Annotated in this window: 18 protein-coding genes; 5 read left to right on the top strand and 13 right to left on the bottom strand. The window is 52.4% G+C overall.

Translation table 11 applies throughout. The features are described 5' to 3' along the window. Positions 1–189: 189 nt before the first annotated feature. Entirely contained in the window at positions 190–1,710 is a 1,521-nt protein-coding gene (gene yfcC / locus OGV75_RS20420; RefSeq protein ID WP_016157044.1) for a putative basic amino acid antiporter YfcC, read from the top strand. A gap of 56 nt (positions 1,711–1,766) precedes the next feature. Here the strand turns inward: yfcC and yfcD are convergent, their stop codons facing one another. The 3 genes from yfcD to yfcF are packed head-to-tail and all read right to left on the bottom strand — an operon-like array spanning position 1,767 to position 3,629. Then, complete coding sequence (gene yfcD, locus OGV75_RS20415; protein WP_006683645.1) at positions 1,767–2,321, bottom strand: NUDIX hydrolase YfcD; 555 nt, start codon at positions 2,319–2,321, stop codon at positions 1,767–1,769. 56 nt (positions 2,322–2,377) lie between these two features. Further along, positions 2,378–2,929 carry a phosphodiesterase gene (yfcE, locus tag OGV75_RS20410; protein ID WP_016153846.1) on the bottom strand — a complete coding sequence of 184 codons (552 nt, stop codon included), beginning with the start codon at positions 2,927–2,929 and terminating at the stop codon, positions 2,378–2,380. A 55-nt stretch (positions 2,930–2,984) separates the two neighbouring features. Continuing rightward, positions 2,985–3,629 (bottom strand): glutathione transferase, encoded by a 645-nt coding sequence (gene yfcF, locus OGV75_RS20405; RefSeq protein WP_200080063.1) that lies wholly within the window; start codon positions 3,627–3,629, stop codon positions 2,985–2,987. 134 nt (positions 3,630–3,763) lie between these two features. Between yfcF and yfcG the strand changes: the two genes are divergently transcribed. From yfcG to OGV75_RS20385, 4 genes are all read left to right on the top strand, one after another. After that, entirely contained in the window at positions 3,764–4,399 is a 636-nt protein-coding gene (gene yfcG / locus OGV75_RS20400; RefSeq protein ID WP_016153848.1) for a GSH-dependent disulfide bond oxidoreductase, read from the top strand. Between the two features lie 54 nt (positions 4,400–4,453). Further along, complete coding sequence (gene folX, locus OGV75_RS20395; protein WP_016153849.1) at positions 4,454–4,816, top strand: dihydroneopterin triphosphate 2'-epimerase; 363 nt, start codon at positions 4,454–4,456, stop codon at positions 4,814–4,816. A gap of 19 nt (positions 4,817–4,835) precedes the next feature. Beyond that, on the top strand, positions 4,836–5,729 hold the full coding sequence (locus OGV75_RS20390) for a TIGR01777 family oxidoreductase (protein WP_016153850.1): 894 nt from the start codon (positions 4,836–4,838) through the stop codon (positions 5,727–5,729). Positions 5,730–5,800: 71 nt separating this feature from the next. After that, entirely contained in the window at positions 5,801–6,331 is a 531-nt protein-coding gene (locus OGV75_RS20385) for a GNAT family N-acetyltransferase (RefSeq protein ID WP_286481114.1), read from the top strand. An 18-nt stretch (positions 6,332–6,349) separates the two neighbouring features. On the opposite strand, the gene hisP is transcribed toward OGV75_RS20385, so the two are convergent. From hisP to folC, 10 genes are all read right to left on the bottom strand, one after another. Further along, positions 6,350–7,123: a histidine ABC transporter ATP-binding protein HisP gene (gene hisP / locus OGV75_RS20380; protein ID WP_043017062.1), complete on the bottom strand. Its 774-nt coding sequence runs from the start codon at positions 7,121–7,123 to the stop codon at positions 6,350–6,352. 13 nt (positions 7,124–7,136) lie between these two features. Then, positions 7,137–7,844, bottom strand: coding sequence for a histidine ABC transporter permease HisM (gene hisM / locus OGV75_RS20375; protein WP_003028116.1), 708 nt, complete (start codon positions 7,842–7,844; stop codon positions 7,137–7,139). Continuing rightward, positions 7,841–8,527 carry a histidine ABC transporter permease HisQ gene (locus tag OGV75_RS20370; RefSeq protein WP_016153853.1) on the bottom strand — a complete coding sequence of 229 codons (687 nt, stop codon included), beginning with the start codon at positions 8,525–8,527 and terminating at the stop codon, positions 7,841–7,843. Before OGV75_RS20370 ends, hisM begins: the two co-directional genes overlap by 4 nt. Positions 8,528–8,713: 186 nt before the next feature. Next, positions 8,714–9,496, bottom strand: a complete 783-nt coding sequence (gene hisJ, locus OGV75_RS20365; protein WP_003028120.1) for a histidine ABC transporter substrate-binding protein HisJ — start codon at positions 9,494–9,496, stop codon at positions 8,714–8,716. A gap of 247 nt (positions 9,497–9,743) precedes the next feature. Beyond that, a complete protein-coding gene (gene argT, locus OGV75_RS20360; protein WP_006683634.1) occupies positions 9,744–10,526 on the bottom strand; it encodes a lysine/arginine/ornithine ABC transporter substrate-binding protein ArgT in 783 nt (260 codons plus the stop codon). Between the two features lie 288 nt (positions 10,527–10,814). Continuing rightward, a complete protein-coding gene (locus OGV75_RS20355) occupies positions 10,815–11,384 on the bottom strand; it encodes a UbiX family flavin prenyltransferase (RefSeq protein ID WP_019077299.1) in 570 nt (189 codons plus the stop codon). Between the two features lie 95 nt (positions 11,385–11,479). Then, a complete protein-coding gene (gene purF, locus OGV75_RS20350; protein WP_005129677.1) occupies positions 11,480–12,997 on the bottom strand; it encodes an amidophosphoribosyltransferase in 1,518 nt (505 codons plus the stop codon). Between the two features lie 33 nt (positions 12,998–13,030). Beyond that, positions 13,031–13,519: a colicin V production protein gene (gene cvpA, locus OGV75_RS20345; protein WP_005129678.1), complete on the bottom strand. Its 489-nt coding sequence runs from the start codon at positions 13,517–13,519 to the stop codon at positions 13,031–13,033. A 221-nt stretch (positions 13,520–13,740) separates the two neighbouring features. Continuing rightward, the gene (gene dedD, locus OGV75_RS20340) at positions 13,741–14,403 is read right to left on the bottom strand and encodes a cell division protein DedD (protein WP_200013523.1); all 663 of its coding nucleotides are present in this window, start codon (positions 14,401–14,403) and stop codon (positions 13,741–13,743) included. Continuing rightward, entirely contained in the window at positions 14,393–15,661 is a 1,269-nt protein-coding gene (folC, locus tag OGV75_RS20335) for a bifunctional tetrahydrofolate synthase/dihydrofolate synthase (protein ID WP_046275570.1), read from the bottom strand. Before folC ends, dedD begins: the two co-directional genes overlap by 11 nt. Between the last annotated feature and the right edge of the window lie 68 nt (positions 15,662–15,729).

Genomic DNA, 15,729 nt, shown 5'->3' with positions numbered 1-15,729 from the left:
TGCCGGATGTCTTATCCGGCAACACTTCTGCTTATTAAACCGGAAATAGCTTATATTTCCGGTTTTTTTATACCTGTTTTTCCCGTTGGCATATTCTGAAACATTTGCCAGGATGCGCTGCATCAATGAATAACTATTCTCCTGTTTGCATACTTATCCTCTTTTGCATTGCAACAGGGATAGTCTTTCATGTCAGCAGTAACAGAAACACAGCCAGCTAAAAAATGGGCGATGCCCGATACGTTGGTGATTATTTTTTTCGTTGCCATTTTAACCAGTCTGGCGACATGGGTTGTTCCCGTCGGGATGTTCGACAGTCAGGAAGTGCAGTATCAGGTTGATGGACAAACCAAAACCCGTAAGGTGGTCGACCCCCATTCTTTTCGAATTCTGACCAACGACGCGGGCGAAGAGCAGTATCACCGGGTGCAGTTTTTCACCACCGGTGATGAGCGCCCTGGCCTGATGAATTTTCCGTTTGAAGGGTTAACCTCCGGCTCTAAATTCGGCACTGCCGTCGGCATTATTATGTTTATGCTGGTGATTGGCGGCGCATTCGGCATCGTTATGCGTACCGGTACCATCGATAACGGCATCCTGGCGCTCATCCGCCATACACGAGGAAACGAAGTCCTGTTTATCCCGGTGCTGTTTGTTCTCTTCTCATTAGGCGGCGCGGTGTTTGGCATGGGGGAAGAGGCGGTCGCCTTTGCCATTATCATCGCACCGTTAATGGTACGGTTAGGTTACGACAGTATCACCACCGTTCTGGTCACCTATATTGCGACTCAGATTGGATTTGCCAGCTCATGGATGAACCCGTTTTGCGTGGTCGTCGCGCAGGGGATTGCGGGCGTGCCGGTACTCTCTGGTTCCGGTCTGCGTATCATTGTGTGGGTGGTTGCGACCCTGATAGGGCTGACCTTCACGCTGGCCTATGCGGCACGCATCAAAAAGAATCCGCTTTTGTCCCGGGTACATGAATCCGACCGTTTCTTTCGCGAACAGCAGGACGACGTTGTGGAACGACGCTTCACGCTGGGCGACTGGCTGGTGCTGCTGGTGCTGACTGCGGTAATGATTTGGGTTGTCTGGGGCGTGATCGTCAACGCGTGGTTTATTCCTGAGATCGCCAGTCAGTTCTTCACCATGGGCCTGGTAATTGGCATCATTGGCGTGGTCTTTCGTCTCAACGGCATGACGGTCAACATCATGGCCTCCTCATTCACTGAAGGCGCACGAATGATGATTGCCCCTGCCCTGCTGGTCGGTTTTGCCAAGGGCATATTACTGCTGGTCGGTAATGGAGAAGCGGGGGAAGCCAGCGTGTTGAACACGCTGCTGCACAGCATTGCCAACGGCATCAGCGGGCTGGATAACGCCATCGCGGCGTGGTTTATGCTGCTGTTCCAGGCGGTGTTTAATTTCTTCGTTACTTCCGGCTCTGGTCAGGCTGCATTGACCATGCCGTTATTAGCACCCTTAGGCGATCTGGTTGGCGTAAACCGTCAGGTCACCGTACTGGCCTTCCAGTTTGGCGACGGATTCAGTCATATTATCTATCCTACATCGGCATCGCTGATGGCAACGTTAGGCGTGTGTCGGGTGGATTTTCGTAACTGGCTGAAGGTAGGCGCCACGCTGTTGGGGCTGCTGTTTATTATGTCCAGCGTGGTGGTAATTGGCGCGCAGATAATGGGTTACCATTAAAAAACGATTGCCCGGCCTACACGATTTCTCGACGCTGTAGGCCGGATGAGCAGATTTTACTCAGCCTCTTCCTGCTTTTCGGCTTTCGCCCCTTCATTCTTAGCGTTGCGGGTCATCCACAGCGCCAGGGCTTTCAGTGAGTCCGGCGTAAATTCGTCGCAGCGCGCGGTAATTTCTTCCGGCGTCAGCCAGCAAACTTCACTAACCTCTTCTTCCTGAAGCGCAAACGGTCCGTGGGAAACACAGCTAAACAGCCCGCCCCATACGCGACAGTTCTGGTCTTCAAAATAAAACTGCCCATGCTCGGCAAACGGCACGCCCGCAATCCCCAGTTCCTCTTCCGCTTCACGGCGCGCTGAATCCAGTAGTTGCTCGTCAGCCTGCACAACACCGCCAGCGGTGGCATCCAGCATGCCGGGCAAAAAATCTTTTGTCTCAGTACGGCGCTGAACCAGAATTTTGCCCATACCATCATGCACGACGATATACGTTGCACGATGGCGTAAGCGTTGCGCCCGCATTTGTTCCCGGCTGGATTGTGCAATGACTTCGTTGTCTTCATTCACAATATCCACCCATTCCGTACTTGCCAAACGACGCTGTTCCACCATCAGGAAACCTTCTTTTTTCTTGCGCTCTTACGGCGCGTTTATGTTTGTGGGGTAAATTACGGATTAATCTCGACCTGTGCAATAACACTTTGATCATTGAGTGCCATTACGCTGAGAACATTATCATCCAGAATCCCGTAACTTGCCGCAAAGCCCCCTTTCGGGATGCTTACCGAGCCGGGATTGAAGTGGTAAACATCCCCTTGACGCTCAGCGACGGGCAAATGTGTATGCCCATAAACCAGCACATCTCCCACGTTGAGCGCCGGCATATTTTGCGGCCCAAAAAGATGCCCGTGCGTCAAAAAGAGTCGCTGGTTTTCTGTCAGAATTTGCTGCCACGGCGCGGTCATCGGAAAATGTAGAAGCATCTGATCCACTTCGCTGTCACAATTGCCACGCACCGCGATAATCCGCGCTGCCAGCGCATTCAACCGCTCAGCAACCTGCGCAGGCGCATAGCCTTCCGGGAGCGCATTACGCGGTCCGTGGTTTAAAACATCACCCAATATCACCAGCCATTGCGCACCGCTTGCGGCAAACCGTTCAAGTACGCGTTCCGTGGCTGGCAACGAACCATGAATGTCCGATGCGAACATCAGTTTCATCACTCACTCCTCGTTGAAAAGTACCTTGTAATGATACTGGATTACGCCCCGTTTTTCAGCAGGTACGCTTCGCTGAAAGCGCGATAAAACGCTGGACTGAAGCGCGCTGCCACTGGAAGGCGGCATATTCTGCAAGCGCTTCGGGAACCTCATCGCCGTTAAGGACCAGACGATTCAGCATTAGCGCTAAATCGCAGTCGGCAATACACCATTCGCCAAATAAATTCTGCTTACCGTGGCTCAATAAATGGCTCGCAGTGGCGAACAATTTCTCCGCACTGACTTTTCCCGCTTCGCTTAACGGACCTTTCTTCACGCCAGCAAAAACTACGTCCGTTGAGCGCTCTTCACGGATAGGCATCAGATCGCTGCGGATCCACGCCTGAACCTGGCGCGCCCGCGCGCGCTTTTGCACATCGTGTGGGTAGATACGCTCCCACTGCGGTGGTGCAAAGCTCTCTTCCAGGAACTCAGTAATCGCTGATGATTCGCTCAGCTCGAAACCGTCGATTTCAAGCACCGGTACGCGCCGCGTTAACGCATACCCTTGCCATGAAGGTTGCAAGTGTTCGCCGCTGTTGAGATCAACGGTTTTCAGCGTAAAAGGCAGTCCTTTCTCTTGCAGAGCGACATAAACAGACAGCACGTAAGGGGAGAAAAAATTGGCATCTGACCACAGCGTAATTGCAGATTTGCTCATAATGTCCTCTGAAATGTATTGGCTTGCCTTCAAAATATAGAGTCTTTCTCTCACTGTCACTTGATGAAAACTCACGCACGCCAACAGGCTCTATACTTGTTATGACCCGGTTCATGACAAAACGGACGCTGAAAATGATCGATCTCTATTACACTCCATCGCCAAACGGTCACAAAATAACGCTGTTTCTTGAAGAGGCGCAGCTGCAATACCGTCTGATTCATGTCGATATCAGCAAAGGTAGCCAGTTTCACCCTGATTTTCTGCAAATCTCACCAAACAATAAAATCCCGGCCATTATCGACAGTGCCCCGGTAGACGGCGGAAAGCCCATCAGCCTGTTTGAGTCCGGAGAAATATTACTCTATCTGGCAGAAAAGAGCGGTAAGCTGCTGAGCGGTGAGTTACGTGAACGCCACACTACGCTGCAGTGGTTGTTCTGGCAGGTCAGCGGCCTCGGACCCATGCTGGGTCAGAATCATCATTTTAGCCACTACGCCCCACAAACGATTCCCTACGCCATTGAAAGATACCAGGTTGAAACCCAGCGCCTGTACAACGTGATGAATAAACGTCTGGAAACGTCCCCCTGGCTGGGAGGCGATCACTACAGCATTGCCGACATTGCCTGCTGGCCGTGGATCCACGCCCATCAGCGTCAGCGCATCGACCTCGACAACTACCCGGCGGTCAATAACTGGCATGAACGCATCCGTACGCGTCCCGCAACGGAACGCGCCATGCAACAAGCACAAAGTGAGAAGCGGTGACGCGATTCGGTTCTCGTGTATCATGCAAAGGTTCATACATGGAGGAAACCTGCAATGTCACAACCTGACGCAATTATTCGTATAAAAAACCTTCGTCTGCGCACTTTTATCGGCATCAAAGAAGAGGAGATCCTTAACCGCCAGGATATCGTCATCAACATTGCCATTCACTATCCGGCAGACAAAGCCCGTACCAGCGAAGATATCAACGACGCGCTGAATTATCGCACTATCACCAAGAGCATCATTGCCCACGTGGAGGGTAACCGCTTCTCATTGTTAGAAAAATTAACTCAAGATGTGCTCGATATCGCACGCGAACATCACTGGGTCACTTATGCTCAAGTAGAGATAGATAAACTTCACGCATTACGTTACGCCGACTCAGTCTCTATGACGCTGAGCTGGCAGCGCTAAACATAACCCGGGAGGCGACATGCAGATTCTGATTACCGGCGGTACTGGCCTGATTGGACGTCATCTGATCCCCCGCTTGCTGGAACTGGGGCATCAGATAACCGTAGTGACCCGTTCTCCAGATAAGGCGCGTCAGATTCTCGACTCCCGGGTTACGCTGTCCAAAGGGCTGGAAGAGCGGCAAAATCTCAACGACATTGATGCCGTCATTAACCTTGCCGGAGAGCCGATTGCGGACAAGCGCTGGAGTGCCCAGCAAAAGGAACGCCTGTGTCAGAGCCGCTGGGTCATTACGCAGAAGCTGGTCGATTTAATCAATGCCAGCGAGACACCGCCCGCAGTGCTAATCTCCGGTTCCGCTACCGGTTACTACGGCGATTTAGGCGAAGTGGTGGTCACAGAAGAAGAGCCGCCGCATAACGAATTTACCCATAAGCTGTGCGCCCGCTGGGAGCAAATTGCCAGCACCGCGCAAAGCGACAAAACCCGCGTGTGTATGCTGCGCACCGGCGTGGTACTGGCCTCTGCTGGCGGCATTCTGGCGAAAATGGTCCCGCCGTTTCGTCTTGGCTTAGGCGGACCAATTGGCAACGGACGCCAGTATATGGCCTGGATCCATATTGATGATATGGTCAACGGAATTCTCTGGCTGCTGGATAACGATCTGCGCGGTCCCTTCAATATGGTTTCACCGTACCCGGTGCACAATGAGCAGTTTGCCCACGCGCTGGGCCACGCCCTGAACCGTCCTGCCATTCTGCGCGTTCCCGCCACCGCAATGCGGTTGCTGATGGGCGAATCTTCGGTGCTGGTTCTCGGCGGGCAGCGAGCGTTGCCAAAACGCCTGGAAGCGTCCGGTTTCGCGTTTCGCTGGTACGATTTAGAAGAAGCGCTGGCGGATGTCATCCGATAACCCCTAAGCGCTATTCACGGTCGCCGTTGTGGTGGTAAGGTTATAGGCCAGATTTCTGCAATGGCGACGTTATGGCGATAATTTCGACTCCCCGACTTACCCTCTCTTTGTTTCAGTTTTCTGACTGGTCATTTTTCCAGAAACTACGTGAATGTCCTGAAGTCATGCGCTATATGGGCAACATCGCCCCGGTGAAAGATACGCGTCTGTTATTCGCCAGACGCCTTGCCGCACAGCACACTTTTGTCATCCGCGAGCACAACAACCCGACGCCGCTCGGCGATATTGGTCTGCAAATCAGCCATATCTACCCGCATGAAGCCGACCTCGGCTACGCCATCTTGCCACAGGCGCAGGGGAAAGGTATTGCCAGCGAAGCCGTACGCGCGGTGTGCCAGTACGCCTTCGAGCACGCGGCGGTCACGTCGATAAATGCTTACGCACTGGCGGATAATAAGGGCTCAATACGGATTCTGGAAAAAACGGGGTTCGTGCGTACGCAGGTACTGGAAAAGGCGTATGAGATTGATGGTATCGCCTACGACGACTGGGTTTATCGTCTGGAGTGCGACGCGCTAAAATCCCAGGCCCGGAAAGCGTAGCGCCTCCGGGCAGGTGACTTACTTCAACGAACCTTTGAGGAACTGCTGCAAACGCGGGCTTTGCGGATTACCAAATACCTGCTCCGGATCGCCCTCTTCTTCAATCTTCCCCTGATGCAGGAAAATCACGTGCGTGGAGACATGACGGGCAAACCCCATTTCGTGGGTCACGACCACCATGGTTTTTCCCTCTTCGGCCAGTTGTTGCATAATGCGCAGCACTTCGCCCACCAGCTCCGGGTCAAGTGCCGACGTGGGTTCATCAAACAGCAACACTTCCGGTTCCATCGCCAGCGCACGAGCAATGGAGACACGCTGCTGCTGACCACCGGACAGATGCACCGGATATTTGCCCTGAGCGCGCTCATCAATACCCACTTTCGCCAGATACTTCACCGCACGTTCGCGAGCTTCCTGCTTGCTCAGCCCCAACACCTGGATCGGCGCTTCCATCACGTTTTCCAGCACCGTCATGTGGCTCCACAGATTAAAGTGCTGAAAGACCATCGTCAGTCGCGTGCGCAGCAAGCGCAGCTGATTTTTGTCTGCAACCTTAAGCTGGCCGTCTTTGTCGCGTACCAGACCAATGTTCTGACCACTGACGACAATCGACCCGGCGCTCGGTTTCTCGAGAAAGTTAATGCAGCGCAGGAAGGTACTTTTACCGGAACCTGACGAGCCAATAATACTGATAACATCACCCGCATTGGCCTGCAGCGATACCCCTTTCAGCACTTCATGTTCACCGTAGTGCTTATGTAAATCGATAACGTTTAATTTATTTTCAGACATCGTGTTACTCGAATCATTTAGAGGATACATGCTGCAACCAGCGTTTTTCCGCTTTACGGAACAGACTGATCAGGACATACGAAATAATCAAATACAGAACAGCGGCAATACCGAAGGCGGTAAACGGCTGATACGTTGCCGAGTTGATATCGCGGGCGATTTTCAACAAATCAGGCACCGTTGCGGTAAATGCCAGCGCCGTGGAGTGCAGCATTAAAATAACTTCATTGCTGTAAGCCGGCAGCGCAATACGCAGCGCGGAAGGCAAAATAATGCAGCGATACAGTTTAAACGACGAGAAACCGTAAGCGCGCGCGGCTTCAATCTCACCATGGGGTACGGAACGAATAGCCCCGGCGAAAATCTCCGTGGTATAGGCGCAGGTATTCAGCGTCAGCGCCAGCACGGTGCAATTTAGCCCACTGCGGAAAAACGCGTTGAGGAAGTCCGTGCCTTTGACTATCTCCAGCGTATACATCCCGGAATAAAACACCAGCAACTGGACGTACAGCGGCGTCCCACGAAAAATATAGGTGAACAGCCAGATGGGAAACTGGATAAATTTATTACTGGAAACACGACCAATTGCCAAAAACAGCGCCAGTATCCCGCCCATCACCACCGACGAAATCAGAAGCCACAGGGTGATAGCCACGCCGGTGTAGCGATATCCGTCGGTCCACAGCAGGGACTTCCAGTATTCCTGAATAATCTCAATCACAGGTCAGCCCTCTTCACACCCACAGAATAGCGGCGCTCAAGGTACAGCAGCACACCATTAGAAACAGTGGTAAACACCAGATAGATGACCCCGCACACTACGGCAAAATAGAACGGCTCCCAGGTACTTTTTCCGGCAAGCTGAGTGGCTTTCACCACGTCTTCCAGGCCGAGCAACGATACCAACGCAGTGGCCTTAAGAATGACCTGCCAGTTGTTGCCAATTCCCGGTAAGGCATAGCGCATCATCGCCGGGAACATAATGCGGCGAAATATTTGTGAACTGGTAAAACCGAATGCCGTCGCGGCTTCAATATGTCCTTTTGGCACGGCCATAAATGCGCCACGAAATGTTTCGGTAAAATAGGCTCCATAGATAAACCCGAGCGTAATAATACCCGCGACCATCGGATCGATATCAATCTGGCTGATACCGATTGCATCGGTAAGGGTATTCAGCGCGATTTGTAATCCGTAAAAGATGAGCAGCATTAAGACCAGATCGGGCACGCCGCGGATAAGCGTTGTGTACCCTTCGAAAATAAGCGCCAGCGCCCGGCTTTGCGACAGCTTAGCTGCCGCGCCGACAAGGCCTATCAGAACCGCCAGTACCACCGAGCTAAGTGCCAGCTCCAGCGTAACAATTGCGCCCTGTAAAATAACACCTGAAAAGCCATACAACATGCTGCCTGTCCTGTCGTGTGTGGTGGAGTAATAAGCCTCTTTTGATTTCAGACAAACTGTTAAATGCGGGATGGCGACTTTGCCTTATCCGGCCTACAAAATCACTGTAGACCGGATACGCACAGCGCCATCAGGCATAAATTCAACACGTCAAAAATCTACGGGCTTTATCAGCACCTGCGGTGATTAACCGCCATAAACATCAAAATCGAAGTACTTTTTCGCCAGCTTCTCGTAAGTACCGTCAGCTCGCATCTCGGCAAAGGCTTTGTTCAGTGCTTCGCGCAGTTCGTTATCATCTTTGCGCAGCCCCATACCGGTACCCACGCCGAATAACTTCTCATCTTTTACAGATGGGCCGCCGAATTTGTAATCTTTACCGACCGGCTGTTTCAGGAAGCCTTCGCTGGCCGCGACTTCATCCTGGAAAGCAGCATCAATACGCCCGGCAGTCAGGTCAGAATAGATATTGTCTTGCCCCTGATAAGAGACAATTTCAATTCCTTTTGGCGCCCAGTGCTCGTTGCCGAAGGTTTCCTGAGTCGTGCCCTGCAGCACGCCAACACGTTTACCTTTCAGCGACTCAATGGTTGGCTGAATAGCAGAATCTTTAGCGACAACCAGACGCGAGTCGGCTGCATAAAGCTTGTCGGTAAAGGCGATTTCCTGCTGACGTTTTTCAGTGATGGAAAGCGAGGACATAATCGCATCGATTTTCTTCGCTTTTAACGAAGGGATAAGCGCGTCCAGCGGGTTTTCCACGAAGGTACATTGTGTATTGATACGTTTGCACAGCTCTTTAGCCAGATCGATATCAAAACCGACTAATTCACCCTGTGCATTTTTCGATTCGAACGGCGCATAAGTAGGATCGGTACCGATACGAATTTTTTGCGGAATGGCTGCAAATGCTGCGGTAGCACTGGAGAAAGCCAGGACCAGAGAAAGAGACAACACCAGTTTTTTCATAACTATCCTCAACAGACTGTCTTTTATAGGGGATCTTTACAGGACCAGGTGCAGTTATCGTGCCATTAATCGGGCCGACAAGGCAAAGCATTCTACCCTGTCGACGGTATTTATTTGCATGAAAAGCGCTTAAGTATGCACTCATGCTTATTAAGACAGCGACAAAAGCACCAAAACAGTGCACTGAATTTATTATGCACCGTAATGGTTACCCGCAATGGTGCAGTCCATTCCCCGCTGCGGCGTATTAATCGCCGTAGACATTGAAGTTAAAATACTTGCTCGCCATTTTGTCGTAGGTGCCGTCTTTGCGCAGTTCGCCCAGCGCTTTATCGAAAGCAGCTTTCAGCTCTGCATCATCTTTGCGCAAGCCAATCCCGGTGCCGTCACCAAAGTATTTTTTATCTTTCACCGACGGACCAGCAAAAGCGTAGTCCTTACCGGCAGGCTGCTTCAGGAAGCCTTCGCTGGCCGCGACTTCATCCTGCAACGCCGCGTCCAGACGACCCGCTGTCAGGTCAGAATAGATAAGGTCCTGGTTCGCATAGGCCACCACATCTACGCCTTTGCTGCGCCAGTTGTCATTAGCATAGGCTTCCTGAGTCGAGCCTTGCAGTACGCCAACATGTTTACCTTTGAGGGAATCAAGAGTCGGTTGAATTGGGGAACCTTTCGCGGCGATCAGACGTGAGTCTGCTGCGTAAAGCTTGTCTGAGAACGCAATCTCTTGCTGACGCTTCTCAGTGATTGAAAGCGAGGAGATGATGGCATCAATCTTTTTCGCTTTCAGCGACGGGATCAGCGCGTCAAAGTCGCTGGCTACCCAGGTACATTTGATCTGCATGCGCTTACACATCTCATTTCCCAGATCGATATCAAAGCCGACAAAGTCGCCTTTGGCATCTTTAGAGGAAAAAGGTGCGTACGTTGTATCTGTACCAATACGAACCGTCTGCGGAAGTGCTGCGTAGCTGGCCGCGGTGGCGGAGAGTCCTACCAGTAAAGACAAAGCAAGAACCGTCTTCTTCATACATAACCCTCAAGTGGCGTAATTTTATTATGTTTTACGTTGTGTTGTGTGTTTGCAGACTTTTTCATGCAGGTCTTATGCCATTTTCGCGTCGATGAGGATATTCGACGTTAAATATGTTAATAAAACGTTGCAATAATGTCCTGATTTTGAAGATAGCAGGTCTGACGGTTGAACCGCAGCGTTTCGTTGAGTTTTAACGAATTAAATGTTGAGGATATGATCGCGGTTACAAAATTGCCCTGAAACAGGGCAACGGATGTTTCTTTGCACGCTGATGGAACGGTTTTACGCCCCTTGCCAGCGGGTGAACAGATCCTGTGGAAGGGAGATATCAAACTGGTCGAGTACGCGGTTAACTGTTTGATTAATCACATCATCTAGCGTTTGCGGGCGATGATAGAATGCCGGAACTGGCGGCATAATCACCGCGCCAATTTCTGCCGCCTGCGTCATCAGCCGCAGATGCCCCAGATGCAGGGGCGTTTCACGCACGCACAGCACCAGCGGGCGGCGTTCTTTCAACACCACGTCTGCCGCACGGGTAAGCAGCCCATCGGTGTAACTGTGGACGATGCCTGAAAGCGTTTTGATTGAACAAGGTAATATTACCATTCCGGCGGTCTGAAAAGAGCCGGAAGAGATACTGGCGGCGATATCGCGCGTATCGTGATTTACATTCGCCAGTGCCTGCACATCGCGTACAGAGAGGTCAGTTTCCAGCGCCAGCGTCTGTCGGGCAGCAGCACTCATCACCAGATGGGTTTCCACATCAGTAACGTCACGCAAAACCTGCAGCAGGCGCACGCCATAAATCGCGCCACTGGCACCGCTAATCCCTACAATGAGTCGTTTCATTTTTTCGCCCTTACTTGCTTCAGGGCTGACTTTGCAGGTTTTTATGCGCAGTTGCAAGTCAGTCCACTCTATGTGTCCTGACCTGCAACAGAACATTACCCTTCGTTATGCATCTCGAGGTTTTCCGCTTCGTTCTGACGCAAAATTGCTTTGGCATCGTCATTACGCAGGGAGTCAAGGAAATCGAGATATTGCTGGTCGACGTCTTTGGTGACGTACACGCCGTTAAACACTGAACATTCAAACTGCTGAATATCCGGGTTCTCAGCGCGGACCGCTTCAATCAGATCGTTTAAATCCTGGAAGATAAGACCGTCTGCACCGATTATCTGGCGAATCTCGTCCACTTCGCGACCATGAGCAATCAGCTCCGTCGCCGTAGGCATATCGATACCATAAACGTTCGGGAAGCGAATTTCCGGGGCCGCAGAGGCCAGATACACTTTCTTCGCTCCGGCTTCACGCGCCATCTCGATAATCTGTTCCGAGGTGGTACCGCGCACGATGGAGTCATCCACCAGCAGCACGTTTTTATCACGGAATTCCGCACGGTTGGCGTTCAGCTTACGGCGCACGGATTTACGGCGCAGCTGCTGGCCGGGCATGATAAAGGTACGGCCCACGTAGCGGTTTTTCACAAAACCCTGACGGTACGGCTTACCGAGAATACGGGCAATTTCCAGCGCGATATCGCAGGAGGTTTCCGGAATCGGAATCACCACGTCAATGTCCAGATCTTCCCACTCGCGAGCAATTTTTTCGCCAAGCTTGGTCCCCATATTTACACGGGCGCTGTAAACGGAAATCTTGTCGATAAAGGAGTCAGGACGTGCGAAGTAAACGTATTCAAACAGGCACGGATTGCTAACCGGGTTATCGGCACACTGGCGAGTAAACAGCTGACCTTTTTCGGTGATATACACCGCTTCGCCAGGTGCCACATCGCGCAGGAATTCAAAGCCCAGCGTATCCAGCGCCACGCTCTCGGAGGCCACCATATACTCGGTACGACCATCCCCGATATCGCGTTTACCCAGTACCAGCGGACGGATACCGTTAGGATCGCGGAAGGCAACCATACCGTGGCCAATAATCATCGCCACGCAGGCATAGGCGCCGCGGATCTGGCGGTTGGTTGCCGCAATAGCAGCAAAAATATTATCGGCTTCCAGCGGATAATGTCGGAAGTTATCCAGCTCGCTGGCGAAAATATTCAGCAAAATTTCAGAGTCTGAAGTGGTATTGATGTGGCGGCGCTTTTCTTCAAACAGCTTTTTACGCAGCTCATGCGCATTGGTCAGGTTGCCATTATGGGCAAGCGTGATGCCATACGGTGAGTTGACGTAAAAAGGTTGAGCTTCGGAGGCGCTGGAGCTGCCAGCCGTTGGGTAACGCACATGACCGATGCCCATATTGCCCTGCAAACGCTGCATATGGCGCGCTTCAAAAATATCGCTCACCATTCCGTTTGCTTTACGCAAGCGGAAGCAGTTGTTGGCATCAATGGTGATGATGCCTGCGGCATCCTGACCACGATGCTGGAGCACCGTTAACGCGTCATAAATCGACTGGTTTACCGGCATAACACCGGCGATACCGACAATACCGCACATACGTCTTTTCCTCGTTCAGCAACAACCCAAAGTTTATACTTTGGGCAAGAAACTTGACGAGCTTTGCAGATAGTCAAAGAACCATCTGATGATGAAACTGAACTGCGGGATCAGCTGCGACTTGCTCCAGTCTTCACTTTTCGACAGACCGGTAAAGGTATCGAGAAAGAACAGTATGGCGGCGACGATCAGCGCTCCTCGCAGAGCACCAAAGCAGATCCCCAACACCCTGTCAGTACCCGACAGGCCTGTTTTCTCTACCAGTTGGCCTATCACAAAGTTAACGATAGCGCCGACGATAAGTGTCGCGATAAACAGTATCGCGATAGCAATCCCATTTCGAACGAGTTCGTCTTCAAAGCCCGTAAACCAGACAGACAGGTAAGTGTAGTAATGGCTGGCGACAAAGAAAGCACAACCCCAAGTCACCAACGATAATGCTTCACGAACAAAGCCACGGATCAGGCTAACCAGACAGGAAAAACCAATCACCGCGATAATGGCGTAATCAATCCAGACCATAAGTGTCCCACGATTTAACGCCCTGTCGTCCTGTTCGGGGCGCATTCTAACAGAAAAAGAAAACGTTTGCGTAGGGATTTCCTTTCCACGCGTAAATAAAAATGGCGCTGAAAAAATCTTCAACGCCATACCGTTTTATGCCTCTTCGGGCACTGCCGGATAGCGGTAAAAACGCCCTATCCGGCCTGAATTAAGAGCAGCGCCGTGAACAGCGCAATCCCTTAATTAGGGGTGTACCCCATCACTACGCCGCTCAGACCGGAGATCTTCTGCAGCTCGCCCAGCGAGTTCTTCAGCTTATCTTTGGAGGCGTCAGGTCCTACGAGAATACGGGTTATTTTACCCTGCACCGGCGTTGACGGGGAAGTATATACCCGGAAGCCCGCGCCACGAAGTTTACCCACGATCTCATTGACCTTATCCGCATTTTTCAGCGCACCGAGCTGTACAACGTACGCTTTGCCGGTTGGAGCTGGCGGTTCCACCGCGGCCGGTTTCGGCGCTGGAGCCGGTGCTGGCGTCGGAGCGACGGCAATCGGCTGCGGCTTCGGTTTGGGTTTCGGCTGTTCTACAGGCGCGGGGACAGGATCTAACTCCGCGCTGTTTGCCGTCGTCAAACGTGACGGATCCAACGATGGCGCGGCAGCATCGCCCGCGCGCACCTCTTCAGCCGCCCCTTCCGGTGGCTGCGTCGGCAGCGCCTGCGTGGCTGCAGGCATCATGTCTGGTTCATCGCGATCGCCGGGTTTCGGCACCAGCGGGATCGCCGCAAACTCATCCTGATAATGCTTTTTCTGCCCGTCAAGCAGCCCGGGGAGCACAATCACCCCCAGCGCGACCAGCACAATTGTGCCGACTAATCGATTCTGAAACTTACTCGCCACCGCTTCTCCCCACGTCTATCACTTCCATGACATGTGCGACAGTGTGAAACGATCCACACACCAACACGGTATCTTCTGGCTTCGCCTCAGCTAGCGCCGCAGACCATGCCTGCGCCACGCTGTCATAGGCGTAGCCTTTGCCCAGATGCTCCAGCAGTTGTTCTGCAGTAGCACCACGCGGCCCTTCCAGGGGCGCACAGTACCAGGCGTCAACCACGCTTTTTAACCAGGCTAACGTACCGGCAATATCTTTATCATGTAGCATACCGATAACCGCAAGTACACGCCCGCTTTTCACTAATTTTTTCAGACGGCCGGTCAGATACTCCGCCGCATGCGGGTTATGGGCAACATCAAAAATCACCCGCGGCGACTCGCTCACAATCTGGAAGCGCCCCGGTAAAATCGCCTGTTCAATACCGTCACGAATGGCCTGCTCGCTGACGTTAAGCCCGCTTGCGCGCAGTGCTGCCAGTGCGGTAGCGGCGTTAGGTTGTGGGACCTGCGGCAACGGCAGGTGCGCCAACGTACCGTGATCGTCCGTAAAGGACCAGTCGTTCTCCGTAACCGCATAGCGCCAGTCCACGCCGCAGCGTTGCAAAATCGCCCCGCTCTCTTGCGCAACATCGGCAATGGTGTAAGGCATTTCCGGCTCGCCAACGATAGCCGGTTTCTCTGCACGGAAAATTCCTGCCTTCTCACGACCAATGCTTTCGCGATCCGGGCCCAGCCAGTCAGTATGGTCAAGCGCAATGCTGGTGACCACCGCAACATCGGCATCCACGATATTGGTCGCGTCAAGGCGACCGCCTAACCCAACTTCCAGAATGACGACATCCAGTTGGGCCTGTTTAAACAGCCAGAGCGCCGATAACGTGCCGTATTCAAAGTAGGTCAGGGAAATGTCGCCACGCGCGTCTTCAATCTCAGCAAACGAGGCGGTATGCGCTGATTCCGGCAGTTCACGCCCCTGCACGCGTACGCGTTCCGTGTAGCGCACCAGATGCGGCGAACTGTAAACGCCGACTTTATAACCTGCTGCGGTCAGCACAGATTCCAGCGTACGGCAGGTTGTGCCTTTCCCGTTGGTTCCCGCCACCGTAAAAACAAATGGCGCGGGTTTCAACACACCCAGTTTGCTCGCCACCTGACTTACGCGTTCCAGGCCGAGATCGATGGTTTTACTGTGCAGGTTTTCCAGATAAGAAAGCCACGATGCCAGGGGCGACGCGGCTTGAGGAATACGTTTATTGTCCATGATGGCTGTAGATTCTTTACGTTGAGAAAAGCAAAAGGGCAGCACCAACCGGCCTGCCCTTTTTTACA

It is taken from the genome of Citrobacter sp. Cb028, from assembly GCF_030336705.1.
In the GTDB taxonomy this organism is placed as follows: domain Bacteria; phylum Pseudomonadota; class Gammaproteobacteria; order Enterobacterales; family Enterobacteriaceae; genus Citrobacter; species Citrobacter braakii.
The sequence above is the reverse complement of the archived record's forward strand: the minus strand, read 5'-3'. Positions and strand labels throughout refer to the sequence as shown.

Coding starts and splice junctions, on each gene's coding strand:
- yfcC (WP_016157044.1), top strand. CDS start 190: ATGTCAGCAGTAACAGAAACACAGCCAGCTAAAAAATGGGCGATGCCC.
- yfcD (WP_006683645.1), bottom strand. CDS start 2,321: ATGGTGGAACAGCGTCGTTTGGCAAGTACGGAATGGGTGGATATTGTG.
- yfcE (WP_016153846.1), bottom strand. CDS start 2,929: ATGAAACTGATGTTCGCATCGGACATTCATGGTTCGTTGCCAGCCACG.
- yfcF (WP_200080063.1), bottom strand. CDS start 3,629: ATGAGCAAATCTGCAATTACGCTGTGGTCAGATGCCAATTTTTTCTCC.
- yfcG (WP_016153848.1), top strand. CDS start 3,764: ATGATCGATCTCTATTACACTCCATCGCCAAACGGTCACAAAATAACG.
- folX (WP_016153849.1), top strand. CDS start 4,454: ATGTCACAACCTGACGCAATTATTCGTATAAAAAACCTTCGTCTGCGC.
- OGV75_RS20390 (WP_016153850.1), top strand. CDS start 4,836: ATGCAGATTCTGATTACCGGCGGTACTGGCCTGATTGGACGTCATCTG.
- OGV75_RS20385 (WP_286481114.1), top strand. CDS start 5,801: ATGGCGATAATTTCGACTCCCCGACTTACCCTCTCTTTGTTTCAGTTT.
- hisP (WP_043017062.1), bottom strand. CDS start 7,123: ATGTCTGAAAATAAATTAAACGTTATCGATTTACATAAGCACTACGGT.
- OGV75_RS20370 (WP_016153853.1), bottom strand. CDS start 8,527: ATGTTGTATGGCTTTTCAGGTGTTATTTTACAGGGCGCAATTGTTACG.
- hisJ (WP_003028120.1), bottom strand. CDS start 9,496: ATGAAAAAACTGGTGTTGTCTCTTTCTCTGGTCCTGGCTTTCTCCAGT.
- argT (WP_006683634.1), bottom strand. CDS start 10,526: ATGAAGAAGACGGTTCTTGCTTTGTCTTTACTGGTAGGACTCTCCGCC.
- OGV75_RS20355 (WP_019077299.1), bottom strand. CDS start 11,384: ATGAAACGACTCATTGTAGGGATTAGCGGTGCCAGTGGCGCGATTTAT.
- purF (WP_005129677.1), bottom strand. CDS start 12,997: ATGTGCGGTATTGTCGGTATCGCCGGTGTTATGCCGGTAAACCAGTCG.
- cvpA (WP_005129678.1), bottom strand. CDS start 13,519: ATGGTCTGGATTGATTACGCCATTATCGCGGTGATTGGTTTTTCCTGT.
- folC (WP_046275570.1), bottom strand. CDS start 15,661: ATGGACAATAAACGTATTCCTCAAGCCGCGTCGCCCCTGGCATCGTGG.